The sequence below is a fragment of the Sphingobacterium arenae genome, assembly GCF_014692505.1.
Taxonomy (GTDB): domain Bacteria; phylum Bacteroidota; class Bacteroidia; order Sphingobacteriales; family Sphingobacteriaceae; genus Sphingobacterium; species Sphingobacterium arenae.
Genome location: NZ_JACNYK010000005.1, coordinates 155469 through 169521, shown reverse-complemented (window position 1 = coordinate 169521; position 14053 = coordinate 155469). Strand labels below are relative to the sequence as shown.

At 40.9% G+C, this 14053-nt stretch carries 10 protein-coding genes; 3 read left to right on the top strand and 7 right to left on the bottom strand.

The window, feature by feature from the left end; translation table 11 throughout:
- Window positions 1-44 precede the first annotated feature (44 nt).
- Window positions 45-1604 carry an energy transducer TonB gene (locus tag H8B17_RS16465; RefSeq protein ID WP_190310322.1) on the bottom strand — a complete coding sequence of 520 codons (1560 nt, stop codon included), beginning with the start codon at window positions 1602-1604 and terminating at the stop codon, window positions 45-47.
- A 7-nt stretch (window positions 1605-1611) separates the two neighbouring features.
- Entirely contained in the window at window positions 1612-1983 is a 372-nt protein-coding gene (locus H8B17_RS16460) for a BlaI/MecI/CopY family transcriptional regulator (protein ID WP_190310321.1), read from the bottom strand.
- A 154-nt stretch (window positions 1984-2137) separates the two neighbouring features.
- Between H8B17_RS16460 and H8B17_RS16455 the strand changes: the two genes are divergently transcribed.
- The 3 genes from H8B17_RS16455 to H8B17_RS16445 all read left to right on the top strand — a co-directional run bounded on the left by H8B17_RS16455 (window position 2138) and on the right by H8B17_RS16445 (window position 4393).
- Window positions 2138-3199 (top strand): sensor histidine kinase, encoded by a 1062-nt coding sequence (locus H8B17_RS16455; RefSeq protein ID WP_190310320.1) that lies wholly within the window; start codon window positions 2138-2140, stop codon window positions 3197-3199.
- Window positions 3180-3938 carry a LytR/AlgR family response regulator transcription factor gene (locus tag H8B17_RS16450; protein ID WP_190310319.1) on the top strand — a complete coding sequence of 253 codons (759 nt, stop codon included), beginning with the start codon at window positions 3180-3182 and terminating at the stop codon, window positions 3936-3938. The genes H8B17_RS16455 and H8B17_RS16450 overlap by 20 nt, the downstream gene beginning before the upstream one ends.
- A 179-nt stretch (window positions 3939-4117) precedes the next feature.
- On the top strand, window positions 4118-4393 hold the full coding sequence (locus H8B17_RS16445) for a hypothetical protein (protein WP_190310318.1): 276 nt from the start codon (window positions 4118-4120) through the stop codon (window positions 4391-4393).
- Window positions 4394-4409: 16 nt separating this feature from the next.
- Here H8B17_RS16445 and arfB read toward each other — a convergent pair whose 3' ends face one another.
- From arfB to hepC, 5 genes are all read right to left on the bottom strand, one after another.
- Complete coding sequence (gene arfB / locus H8B17_RS16440; protein WP_190310317.1) at window positions 4410-4817, bottom strand: alternative ribosome rescue aminoacyl-tRNA hydrolase ArfB; 408 nt, start codon at window positions 4815-4817, stop codon at window positions 4410-4412.
- Window positions 4818-4921: 104 nt separating this feature from the next.
- Window positions 4922-6616, bottom strand: a complete 1695-nt coding sequence (locus H8B17_RS16435) for a RagB/SusD family nutrient uptake outer membrane protein (protein ID WP_190310316.1) — start codon at window positions 6614-6616, stop codon at window positions 4922-4924.
- An 18-nt stretch (window positions 6617-6634) separates the two neighbouring features.
- Window positions 6635-9772 (bottom strand): SusC/RagA family TonB-linked outer membrane protein, encoded by a 3138-nt coding sequence (locus H8B17_RS16430; protein ID WP_223816638.1) that lies wholly within the window; start codon window positions 9770-9772, stop codon window positions 6635-6637.
- Between the two features lie 16 nt (window positions 9773-9788).
- Window positions 9789-11933, bottom strand: a complete 2145-nt coding sequence (locus tag H8B17_RS16425; protein ID WP_223816637.1) for a surface glycan-binding family protein — start codon at window positions 11931-11933, stop codon at window positions 9789-9791.
- Between the two features lie 32 nt (window positions 11934-11965).
- Complete coding sequence (gene hepC, locus H8B17_RS16420; protein WP_223816636.1) at window positions 11966-14044, bottom strand: heparin-sulfate lyase HepC; 2079 nt, start codon at window positions 14042-14044, stop codon at window positions 11966-11968.
- Window positions 14045-14053 lie beyond the last annotated feature (9 nt).

The following is a 14053-nucleotide window of genomic DNA, read 5'->3' as shown; positions in this document are numbered from 1 at the left end:
TTAAGGTGGCATGCCACCTTAATTCGATTTTCACTAAATTATTACTACTCCTTTATTCTACTGCTGCTCAAATAGCCCACTTCGGTAACGCCTAACGCATTTGGTGCGCTTAATTTAATTGGAAGTTCGTAGCGGTATTCTACCGCTTGTCCATCCAAGATGCCTGGCTTCCATGCACCAAACTTTGCAATTGCATCGTGTGCTCTTTTACCGGCCCCCGTAACCGGTTCTTTCAGGGTTTTCAAATCTCTAATTTCTCCAGATTTGCCTACGACAAAGCTGACGACAACCTCTCCCGAACCTTTTTCATCTGCAAACTTTTTCGGGAAGTTATACCATTTGCCAATGTATCTTCTCCATTCGTTTAGTCCACCCTTCGGTTCAGGAGCGACATCGACGCGCGTATGATTTTCAATTATCTTACTGGAAGAATCAAACTTGAAACCGACCCAACCTCTACTATCAATAGCCGCCCCATCCCGTTCAGCGGGCTTCCATTTGCTTTGGGAAATCAATCGAACAGCCTCATCAAAAAATGCTTTATTAAACTGTGTTCCCTCTCTCAATGTAAAATCACTCAGATCCCCCGTTTTGCTGACATTAAATACGATACCTATAAAAGGGTCATTATCCGTAGGATCAATGGTTTCCGGCACCTTGTAATTGTCGACAAACCATTTCATAAACATTTCCCTGCCGTCTTCCGGTTCTGGCCTAACACGTTTTCCTTGTACTGCTATTAGCGAAATATCCATGTTTTCCAGACGCTGCACTTGATTATCGACAGCATCCTTAATTGAACTATTAAAGGCTAAAGCAAATGTTGAAACTGATAGCGCTACAGGAATCATTAATATATATTTCGTTCGGTTTATTTTCTTTGATTTATTTTTGAATAACATCATAATACGCTGTTTTAAAAATGATTGATTAGAAAACTCATGCGCCAATACGTTATGCGAAACCCCCAATGCATGTGCAACCAGTAATTCCGCATATTGCACTTTGTCTTCCGAACACACCTTATCCGCAATACATTCGTGCTGAAATTTGAGTTCTTTCAAGTAGAAATAAAAAATCGGGTTAAACCAATTGAATGCACGCAAAACCTCTACAAATAGGATGTCGTAGCTATGACCTTGCTTTATATGAATCTGTTCATGCGCAGCAATTACATCGCGATGATGGATTCCTTCTGCAATCAGCACTCGATTCAGGAAAGAAAAGTTCCTTTGCCCGGTACCGGTATCTTCAAAGTTTTTAAACACACGGTATAGCCGGAGGCCTAACCAAAATAACATCAGTCCCACTACAGCGAGATAGACAAGTCGAACCCAATCCATAGCTGACCAGTAGTTGCCCGATACCGTCTGTGTCATGTGCACAGATTCCATTTCTACAAAATCGATTATAGCCAATGGCTGGTACACTTCCTTGTGTTGGCTCAAATCGATAAACTGTAATAGCGGAACGGCAAACGAAATGACAATTGAGCTGAGTAAGTAACCCCTATTCCACTGAAAAAACGTTAGAGGCTTCAACACCAGTACGTATATTACAAAGAACAGAATCAACGATATGTTTGCTAAAATCAAGTAGGTCATAGCTTCTTTATTTTTTATTCCGTTGGATAATTTGCATAATTTCATCCAATTCCTTTACGTCCATTTTCCTTTCTTCTAAGAAAAAAGATAACATACTCGACGTGGAATTATCGAAATAATTCTGCAAGAGTTTTCCGGTAATTAACTTCTTATATTCTTCTTTGCTAATCTTAGGCAAGTAGCGATGGCTTTTGCCAAAAGACTCGTGTTCTACGAAACCCTTGGTTTCTAGAATACGAATAATGGTAGATACTGTATTATAAGCCGGCTTCGGGTCGGGCAGTTGGACTATGATTTCTTTCACGAATCCTCCCCCTATGTTCCACAGTTCTTGCATGATCTGTTCCTCCGCCTTTGTAAGTTCTTTTATTTCGTCCATAACGCTATTTATTAAAAGACAATATTGCCTGCAATTGATTGTAAGAACAAATGTATAACTAATTTTTTAGTTATACAACTAAAAAATTAGTTTATTGCAATTTCCTTTACCTTTACATAAAAATTATTCCGTTATCTTTGTAAAAAAAATATAAATGGGATTTATACGTAACCGGCATCGCTATCCGTTAACGTGTTGGGTGCAACGCAGTGTGATATTCTCGCTGTGTATCGTGTCCATATCAATTATCGATGCCTTGCTATATAGAGATCAAGCAAATTTTTGGTTCAACACGTGCGCAGGATTTTTTGCGTTCTTTGGAATTATAGTTTCCAATCTCGCCCTTCATGTCCACTTTGATGTGAAGGATCCGATCAAATCTCCTATAAAAGTGAAGATGCTTAGTTTTATGTTGACATTTAGCATCAGCTTAGGCCTCCTTCTTGCCTTTTCCTATTTGGGCATCCTCACTCCTCAAGAAGATAAGATTATCACAGGTTCTATCTTTAACCTACTACTTCTAGCTGGTTTTCGAGCTGCTATTTTAAATTTTATTGTGCTTTTATGGTTGTATTTCTTAATGACCGATTATTTTAAAAACCAATTAGAATTAGAACGGTCGAAACTAGATAAATTAAAAGAACGGGCGGTGAATCAAATGTTAAGGCAGCAAGTACAACCGCATTTTCTCTTTAATGCTCTTTCGAGTTTGAAATCGCTGATAAAAAAAGATAGCATCAAAGCGGAATCGTACTTGCTTCAACTGTCTGATTATTTACGGGGGAGTTTTATGACCTCAGATGATGGGCTTGCATCGGTCAAACAAGAACTCAGACTTTGTGAAGATTATCTTTCTATGCAAAAGCTGCGGTTTAATGAAGCGATACAGTTTGAGATTCAGGTTTCTGAAAGTGTACACCAGGATTTACTCCCTATCTTCTCCTTACAACCATTGGTAGATAATGCGTTGAAACATAATTTTTATACAATTGATCATCCCCTAATCATCACCATTCGTGAACAATTAGGGTGGGTGGTAGTCAGCAATAACGTATGTTTACGCAAGCCCTCTATGGCGGACAACAACAACTATGGCCTTAATAATCTTAAAGAACGATTCAGCTACTATCTGCAGGACAGCGTAATCATCTATGAGAATGAGACGACTTTTGAGGTACGGCTTAAACTTATCCAACATGAAAATAATCATCATTGAAGACGAAGATTTAACGGCCGAAGACTTATGCTTAACACTGAAACGATTAGAGCCCAATATACAGCTCTGTGCCCGTTTAACAAGCGTACGGGAGGCTATTTCCTATTTTAGGACAGCGCAAACTGTCGATCTTATTTTTAGTGATATTCAACTGGGTGACGGCGAATCTTTCGATATTTTTAAAACAATACCGCCAAAAGCTCCGGTAGTATTTTGCACCGCCTATAACCAGTATATGATGGAAGCGTTTCAGCATTTTGGGCTTGATTACATTTTAAAGCCCTTTTCGGATGAGAGTATCCGAAAAACCTTAGAAAAATATCATCTTTTACAACAGGCTTTTAACTCCACTGCGCTGGATATGGTTCATTCGGTTAGCAATAACAATAAAATAACGGAAAGAACAAAAAAATCCTTGGTTGTAATACACGGTGATAAAATTATCCCCGTCCAAATAGCAGATATTGCTCTTTGTTATATTGAATTCGACAATGTTTTTGTAAAAACGCACACTGGGAAAGAATATCTTATTAATAAAAGTTTGGAGGAAATGGAGTATCTTCTTGGGGATGATTTCTTTCGGGTGAACCGACAACATATTCTAAATCGTAGCGCAATTGCTTTTGCAAATCTGGGTTTATCTCGTAAACTTATTCTCAATTTACGTGTTGACCATCCAGCTAAAATTTCAGTCAGTAAAGAAAAGTACCAAATTTTTATCCAGTGGTTAGAAGGATAACCTAAGACACTACCTTGAAAAGAAAACGGTTCACCGATAAAACGGACGGTTCAACCGATATTTTGTCCGCTTCAGCCGATTTCCCTTAAAGATTCATCCACTTTTCCTGCATATTTGTTTTAGGTTACCATCCTAGGTGATCTAACAAACAATAATATTTAGATAAATAGTATACCCTGATGAAAAAGTATGTACTGATCTTTAAAACCTCGATTCGAACCATTTTACAACGGTCTCATCTTATCTCAAAACTTTACCAAGTATCAAAGGACATCAAATTTGCAACGATTGATCTGGACGACGAAGACTTTATATTGCGCATTGAGTCTACGCAGCGCAATGAAGATTTTATTTCGAGATTTTTATTTTTAGAAGGACATAAAGTGGCCTTTTTAGCGGCTTTTGAAAAAGATGAACAAGGAAGGCCTTTGGTAGTTAGCCATTTTCAAGAATAGAAACTGGCTTCTATTACTATTCCCAGTTGAAATTCTTTTTACGATTCTGTTTCTTTTGGGATTGCTTTTTCTTTCGATCTAATCGATCGAGAACTTGAGACTTGGGCGTTTTTGTTGCAATTCGTTTCTTTTCTAGTTTTAATGTCTGATGGAGAAGATTAAAGAAACGTACCGTGACAATCTCCTTATTCTTGACTTGGCTTCTTTCTGTCGAAGCCTCCATTTGCAACAGACCGTCTTTATTCAATCGGTTGGCTAATTTTTGGCGAACACGTATTTTCTCATCTTCTGTCATACTTTCTGATTCATTGACATTCCAGATAAGTGTTACCTTTGATTCCACCTTGTTTACATGCTGCCCTCCTGCGCCACCGGAACGGGAGGTTTTGTACGCAAGCTCTTTTTGTAACAATTCATTGTTCATAATTTAAATTTAAGTATTTTTCTCAGTTAAATAAAAAACTCCACACAAGATCATATAGCTTATGTGGAGCAATAAAACATTGATATACTGTTTTTATCTCTTCTCTACCAACCAGGATTTTGTTCAAATTGCTGCATTAAGTCCATATCCCGTTGCGGGATAGGATACAATTCATGTTTACCTTGTGTTGTATACCCTGGTTGCCCAACTACATAATTCGGCGAATTAGCAGATTGCCACCATAATCCTAAGTTTACTGCTGTAGCCCGCACGGTTTCATAATAGATCCCCCAACGGATAAGATCAAGTTTACGGTGCCCTTCAAAGGCCAATTCAAATGCACGTTCTTTTCGAACAGCGTCCCGAAATCCACTAACATCTAAACCAGACGGTAAATCGGCCAAATTACTGCTTGCTTCCATTGGCAATCCATACCCTCTTCTACGCACCATGTTGACAGCCGAATAAGCATCTGCCGTAGGTCCTTGCTTCCATTCATTTACTGCTTCCGCGTACAATAATAGCACATCGGCATATCTTAAAACATACCAATTGATATTTGACATATCGTTATTGATGAGCGCATTACTTTGGGGTACATATTTCTCCGTATCCCATTTGCCTGGTGTGTAATTTTGTTTTTGCGGTTGTTTTCTAGTCGGATCAGCATCGTCCGCTTTTGCTTGTTCGTCGGTATCATTCGCTCCTTTTACCCATAGTACTTTTGCCGGGTTATATTGATAATTAGCAATCGCGATATCTCGACGCAAGTCTTCAGGATACGTTCGCCAATCAAGCACAAAAGTATGTACAACACGCACGTTTCCTGCGTTTCTTCCTCGTTGACCCGCTATTTCTGTTGCACGGACACCATTCCATTTTCCTATCCGGCCAATGGGATCTTGTGCCCCGTTTACTGCGGTAGGTGAATAGAAAGAAGCTTCGATCAAACTCTCTGCCGGGTTCCAGATACCGGAGCCAGCATTTTCCCACAATTGCTCGTAACCGGAGAGCAAACCATGTTTATTGGAGGTTATTAAAATTTCCGCGGTATTGGCTGCCAATTCCCATTTTGATTCATCTCTAACAGGATATCCAGCCCAAGTCGCATATACTTTTGCCAATAATCCTAGAGCTGCACCTTTCGAAAATCGGAAACTATTATCACTTCTTTTGGTGTCATCAACTGCGTAAGGCAGATTTTCTACCGCATACTGTAAGTCTTGTTCAATAAACTCGTACACTTTAACAGGCTCTTCTTGCACAAAAGTAGACGGATGTTGATTAGACATTGCCGTATTCGTTATTAATGCGATGTGGCCATATCGACGCAACAACTCAAAGTAAAACAATGCTCTCAAACTTCTAGCTTCCGCGATATATATAGTTGCCAATTCCCGATCCTCATTGGAATAGTTTTCCATCTTTTCCTCAATACCTTCCATAAAATCATTGGCATTATATATACCATTGTATAATGCGGCCCACGTCCGTTGTATTTCAGCTTGATTTGCCGAAAAGGAATTGGTTGGTATAATCCGAAAGTTCTCATTAGAATTACCTTCCACTTGGGAAATATCAGTCCCCAGCGGAAACAAAATAGATAAATGATAACCATACACTGCGTCTACAACCATGTTACGATATACTCCCAACAGTACATTTTGTGCTTCTGCCGCATTCGTCATGTAATTATTTTTGTCGATATCCGTATACGATTCTTCCGATAGATAGTCTGAACAAGCTGTATTAAACATTAATAAAACGCCTGTCAGGATATAATATATTACTCTTTTCATCTTTCTTAAAGTATTTCGTTAAAACTGCACTTCCAATCCAAATGTAAACACCTTACTCCTTGGGTAAGCTCCCCAATCAAGTCCAGGTGTCATAGGATTACTCGCGTTTACACTCACCTCCGGGTCATACCCACTATATCCCGTTAGTGTCCATAAATTTTGCCCTACCGCATACACGCGAGCACGAGACAATTTTGCCTTGCTGATCCATGTAATGGGTAAATTATAGCCAACCGCCAAATTTTTTAACCGCAGAAAGGAACCATCTTCGATAAAGCGGGAATACACATCGTTCGTCACATACCCATTCGTAGACGGTACTTTATTAGAAGCGTTTGTAGGCGTCCAACGATCGGCTACCTCCGCTAACATATTCCGGCGACCGCTGCGGGATTGTGTTGAATACAAACGGGTCGCATTATAAACATCGTTGCCATAATTAAACTGGAACAGAAAGCTTAAATCGATTCCTTTATACTGAAAGCTATTCGTAAACCCGCCAAACCATTTAGGAATAGCATTTCCGATAACCGTACGATCATCTGTCGTAATGATACCATCACCGGTTTGATCTTTATATTTTACCATACCCGGCGCCAGATTCGACATCCGCCGGTTGTCTGTAACGCCTTCTTTCAATCGTAATCGTCCGTCCGGCGTTGTATTAAAATCACTGTATTGATAGATTCCATCAAATTCATAACCATACATCAGTCCTAACGATTGCCCAACGTACGCAACATAATCGTATTCCGTAAAGTTGCTATCAAAATTCGAGCGGGAAAACATGGCTTCCACACCGTCTTGTAAAGCCCTCAATTCATTTCGGATAAAAGAGATGTTAAAACTCGACTCCCAAGTGAAGTCTTTCTTTTGGATAGGTCTGCCGACAACCGTCCACTCAAATCCCTTGTTACGAATTTTACCGATATTCTGGTACTGCGCATCAAAACCCGTTACATGCGCAAGTGATTGTGCTAGCAGTAAATCCCTGGTATCCTTTACGAACAAATCGGTAACCATTGTCAATCGATTGTTGAAAAAGCCCCAGTCAAGTCCAAGATTTATCGTAGAAGCTCCCTCCCATTTCAAGTTTTCATTTCGAAGATGTTTTGGGGTCAGTACGGTATGTGTAGTGGTGCCGATACCATATCTACTCAACTCATATAAATCCAAAGAAAGATAATTCGGTATTCTATCATTTCCAACTATCCCCCAACCTGCACGGAGTTTTAGGTTGGATAATACGCTGACATCTTTTAGGAAGGATTCTTCCGAAATACGCCAAGCCGCCGCAAAGGATGGAAAATAACCCCATTTATTCTTACTAGAAAAAACAGTAGAACCATCGGCACGCATAGTAGCTGTTAATAAATACCGATCACCATAATTGTAATTTGCACGAGCAAAAAATGATAAGAGCTTTTGGTCAAAAAAGTCTGTTGTAACTCGGCTAGGTGTAGCCCCTACACCAAGATTATTATTTCCAAGATTATCAAATGGAAAATCCATCGCTTGCCCTAATAGGTATTCTGTGCTTCGGAAAGAAGCCTCCTGTCCCACCATGACATCATAGCTGTGTTTGTCATCTATCTGCTGTTTCCATGTCAGGTTATTGTAGTTCACCCATCTTAGATTTTTTCCAGCTTGCGTTTGCTCGTATGGTTTCTGTCCGTTACGATAAGCTTGTCTGGAATCTTGCTTGTAAAAAACATCATTTCGATAATTTGTGGTATTGTATGTTCCGGCCGATCGGAATGTCAATCCTTTCAATATCTGCCAAGTAACAGAGAGATTTGTTCCCCATAACTCTTGTCTCCTGTCATTTGTAACCGACTCGGTTTGCAAGACGGGGTTCACCTGTGCTAGACTTTGACCTTCTTCCAACATCTCCGGGTCTATTGCAGATTCCAAAAGTGTTCGATCATCTACACGTAATCCACCAGTAGGACGTGCACTGAAAATTTGTGCGAGCATATTAAATCGTCCAGCATCTTCTGTCGTACCCACCCCCGCTCTATTGACCATCGCATAATTAACGCGCGCATCCAATGTAATGGAATTGGTCAGTTTCTGATTGATCCGCATATTAGCTGTTGTCCGACCAAATCCGCTGTTATTGAATATCCCATCTTCCTTGTATCGGTTGAAGGAAAAGTTATACCGTGTTGCTTCAACACCTCCATTGACCGATACATTATGGTCTTGCGACCAAGTAGGACGAAATGTTTCTGACTGCCAGTTAATACCTGGAACGCCAATGTAATCCTCTGCCGATTGGTATTTGAACGGAACACCGTCATCATCTTCTCCCTCCCTATAATAAGTCGAGGCATAACGATCGTTTACATCTGCTTGCAACTTCACAAATTCATACGGCGACAACAGTTCCAAGTGCTTATATATCTCGCGGTGGCTGGTTGCTCCGGTATAGGTTATCCTTGGTTTCCCTATTTTACCTTGCTTTGTCGTTACCAACACCACGCCATTTGCCGCTCGTGCTCCGTATATCGCGGAAGCCGAGGCATCCTTTAAGACATCAATTGATTCAATATCCGTATTAGCTAAAAAATCCAGGTTACTCACCTCGAAGCCATCTACGATATAAAGTGGCGAGGCATCTCCGGTTAATGTCCCCACTCCACGGATATTCACGCTAAAACCCGAACCTGGCTCACCGTCAGCCTGCGTAATCTGCACACCAGCTACCTGTCCACCTAAAGCACCCAAAACAGAACTTGTTCTAAACTCTTCGATATCCTTTGCTCCTACCGATGCTACTGAACCGGTCAAATCACCACGCTTTACTTCTCCATATCCGACGACAACAACTTCTTCCAACGCCGAAGCTGAAGGTGCTAGTCTAATAACTAAGTTATTCTGTCCGCTGATTCGCAGTGCCTGGTCGATGTATCCTACATAACTGATTTGTAATGTCTGTCCTTGGTTCACCCGTATAGAAAACGTACCGTTATCATCCGTTGATGTGCTTCCGGGTTGTCCAACCACCGCCACCGTCGCTCCTTTTAGAGGCGTTTCAGATTCATCAAGCACAGTTCCTTTCAGTGTGACACGTTGTGCATACAGCGCAACGGACAACAACAATGCGATAATGGACATGATGAGCCTCTTGTCCAATACTTTCCTTATTATCATATTATACATATTCTTCTTAAAATTTTGAGTCAAACCATAAAACAATCGGAAATATCTGTCCGCCACTTGCAGGGTCATTGCCATTGGTTTCAAAAGTGACCTGTCCCACCATAACACCATTAGCAGCTTCTCCGTTATACGTCCATTTATTCGGATTCACGATTACTTGAAAGGTATTGGGATCTATATACGCCAATGTCTGATGATGTGTGTTACTGCTAACATTTCCGAAATAAGACAATGGATCTCTTGACCCATAATTTGGATTTATTCCTCTATTTTGTGCGTAGGTGTTCCAAAGATTCTGTAAGAATGTATTCGCACCATTTGGTTGCCCGCTTCCGTGCGTTCCGAAGAAATTATAGTAATTGAAGTTCCGCCTGTAATCCAATGTGAACCTGCTCATATTATTCGCACCATTGATATTAGGCTGGATGGAACGTCCACCTGCACCGGGATTCACTTGGAAAACAAATGGTGAATATTCAACAACAACCATTTCAGAAGCGTTGCTCGGCGAGGCCAAGGCTTCTGAATTATGGAAGAATACTGGTGTTTGTATGGAATACTCCGATGGCGTGCCTTTTCCTGCAGTAGCCGTCACCATGAAGACACCACAATTTCTGGCAGCAATATTTCCTAGGGTAATTTTGCCGGTGTTTATATCTATTGTTGTTCCTGAGCCCTGATGAATGCCTTGAATTTCGTAAGTCACTGATACCTTTGCATCCGTTGTCGGCGTTGGGCTAACCGAAGAAAGCGGCGCGCCTACTGCAATACGAAACTGGTTTGCATAATTTTCAGCCGGCGATAGCCCTAAATTATTTCCATATCTTACATAGGTAAAGTAATTCGGGTTAGCACGCACGGTCAAGGTGAAAGAGGCAATCGTCGGATTGGCTTCTTCACTTTTCGGATTTGTTGCTTTTACCTTAATGGTATAGTTTCCGATAGGAATCGTATTCCCCTTAGGTGAACTGATATTACCCACGTGATCAAGTGTTATATTACCTTGCAGTGGAGATGGCAAATCAAGGAATTCAAAGCGCACCTCATCCCCTTTGAAATCGTCATCCAGACTTATATCAAAAGCAACCGCCTGTATGGCATCTACATTTTGGTAAGTAAAATTAGCTATTGGTTCTATATACTCTACCACGTCTAACTCAAACACATCTTCAAAATCGACCCCTTCTGTAGCATAGGCATTCTTCACATTCACAGTCACCGTGTATTTTTGCCCTGCTGTAAGACCATGGTTCTCTGCGACCGAAATGACGCCCGTTTGTGGGTTGATTATTATTTTATCTGTTGCTGGCAGGATATTTTTGATGGCATATTGCACTCCCTCAGTCGAACCTTTTAACGCAGGTGTATTACTACGAAACGTTGTTTTTCCACTCAACTCTGATTCTTCTTCTAATTTTCCCTGAGCAGGCGTATACGTTAGTGCTAAAGGTTCGGAGGTTACATCAATTTCAATTGCATTTTCAAATATCCCTTCATCCTCTTTTGACGCACCAGTTGTCAATTTTAGAGCCAGTACATATTTGCCCGGAGATAGGCTTGCATCTCCCCGCACAATGGATATCAAACCGGAAGAAGAGATCGCAAAATACTTAGAAAAATCACTTCGTGCTATTTCATATTTAGTAATAGAAACGTGGTCGTCATCTGTTGTTACCTGAGCTGTAGGCAATTCAATCGGACTGGATGCATCCACGACATCCGCCCAGCTCACTGTCAGCTTGTTCGGCGTGACAGTAATCCCATCGGGAACCGGCTTCATCATATTGATTGCTAACGCATCTTTAAACTCATATCGTGTTCCATTCGAAGAACAACTAATGGTAAGCTTATATACCCCCACGGGCATATCCGATGTCTCTTTGATGCTAATACTACCTGTTTCCGAATCGATTTCGAAGTTATTTACGGAATGTGTCACATCGTCTAGCATGACATGTGCAATCTTAAAATCTGTTGGTGCGGCTCCGATGTATGAAGGCGGATTAATAACCCCCGTCATAGACGGACCTATATCCGTCATCCCAGTATAGTATAATGTAAAATCTGTACTGTCAACAACCTCCGTTTTTTCACACGCTGTCGTCACAAACAAGGATACCCATAGTATAATAAGGTATTGTTTCCACTTCATTTTTATATTTATATGGTTCATAATAGTGTATGTTAGAGATTACAATTTAAATTATATGTTTTTCCATTCACAACAACGTCAACGCTCACTCCAGAATCTCGATAAGACGCTTTAAACGCTGCATTAATTTGTACGGAAGCTGCTTGGTTAGCGGGATATAACACGGTAATATAACGGGCGGTTTGATTTTCTCCTTTTTCCATATTGATCGTATAGGCCTTGCGGTTAGTCATGACGCCCGGAGCATAGGAAACCCGTCCTTCGAACGGAGTCGTTGTCAACGTTTCGTTTCCAAATGTTCTGGCGATGATATTATTTCCGTCAGCAAAATGAGTATGTGCACCATGCTGTGCCGTCGATAACACGACTTCATCTTCCCCTTCGCACAGGTGGAAGTTCAGGTTAACCGTTCCTGCCGCGTTCCCAATACCTTCATCCACCAATACAAAGAATTTCTTTTCTACAAAGAAGATATAACGACGATGTTTTAAGTTATTATAGCCTTGATTTTCCGTTACCACAACCTCCTGCTGGCCGTTCGAAAACACCCCGAGTGATTTACCTCTTGCATTAACAATATTTTGCTCATTAAGCGTCATGGTATTATGTACTCTCGTCTGACGGTACCATATCCTGGCGCTATTGTCGCCACCACTCATATACGCATATACACCAGCATCCGGAAAGAAATTCCGTCCATTGTGATAGAGCTCAAACGTTCCGTTATCAGGCTGGTTATGGCTCCATACCTGAATGGGTCCTTCTGCATAATTATTGCTATGAATCAACATCGTGGAAGAACGATCCCACCCGTTACGCAACATATAGTAACCAGAAGATATGAATGCTTGGGGTTCGGTAGAGGGCTGCGTTCCACGTTGACCATATGTACTCATATACAACAGTTCATTGTCTTGCGGAAACATCTCGTTATATCTTGAGAAGTTTCGATTAAGTACTGATCTCGTCCAAGAGCTCTGCCGTGTATCATTGAAGCCCGGAACAAGCTGACCTCCCGGAGGGTTCAAAAAATAATTAGGGTATGTGAAGTGCATGACCACTTGTGCTGCTTTATGCAAATATTGATTGAAATTTGCCGCTGCATCACCGACTATTTTTTTATTTGCTTCTGCCAATTTCATGATTTCATAAAAATCGGCTATGGCACTGATATGGTAACTGAAATCCAATTCATAATGCATCCCGTCTTCCAAAAACTGGTTTTTCACTTCCGTATCCAAAATCTGGAAACCTGTATTCCTCCAGCTCGCTGCTTGTTTGAATTCGGGGAACAAAACGCCAGCTGACACCAACGCGCTTGCCTGTGATATTAAGATATTACCACTATCATAAGGGTATTCCACTAGAAAATCAGCGTGCTCGGCAAAATGCACCATAAATTTGGTAAACCATTCCGGTGTGAAATTTGTCGAATTTTTATAATACTCAAATAATTGCGTTTGCCCCAATGTCCGCTCCGCTACTTGAAGTTGCCACCAAGTCGTATTGTTCGTTCCGGATGCTGGTTTTGGATTATTTTCCAACCAATCGCCATATACACTAATCCAAGACTGAATGTGCTTTTCATCCTTAGTTACACGATATACCTTAGCCTGTGGCACGAACCACTGATGCCTATGCAGTTGCCGTTGGTACTCGTTATCTGCTCCTACTGGCTCGAACGCCCAATTAATTGTACCTCCATCATTTAACGAGTAAGGCATTTTAGCATGGGCATCTTCAAAATAATTGTTCACAAAAAAGCGATAACTATCTAGTGCAAAACTCGCTTTGAGTTTATCATCTTCACTAGCCGATGGATTGATAAGTGAAATTACCGGATTCACGATACCGGTTCGCGACCGATAGTACGCTAGGATAGCTTGTGCAGCACGTCCATACGCTTCCGATTCATAGAATGTCTTCGCATTTTCCAGTCCCGGATAATCTAGATTGATTACTTCAAATATTTGAGAATCTATCGCCAAATTCCAGTTATTCTGTTCTTCATCGTCAGCTGTTGAACCTGGATTCTTGAGGTGCTCTTTCGTGCAAGCAAGAAAAACCAACGCCATAAAATATATAACGAGGTGTTTTAAGGTTATCATCATATTGGTTAA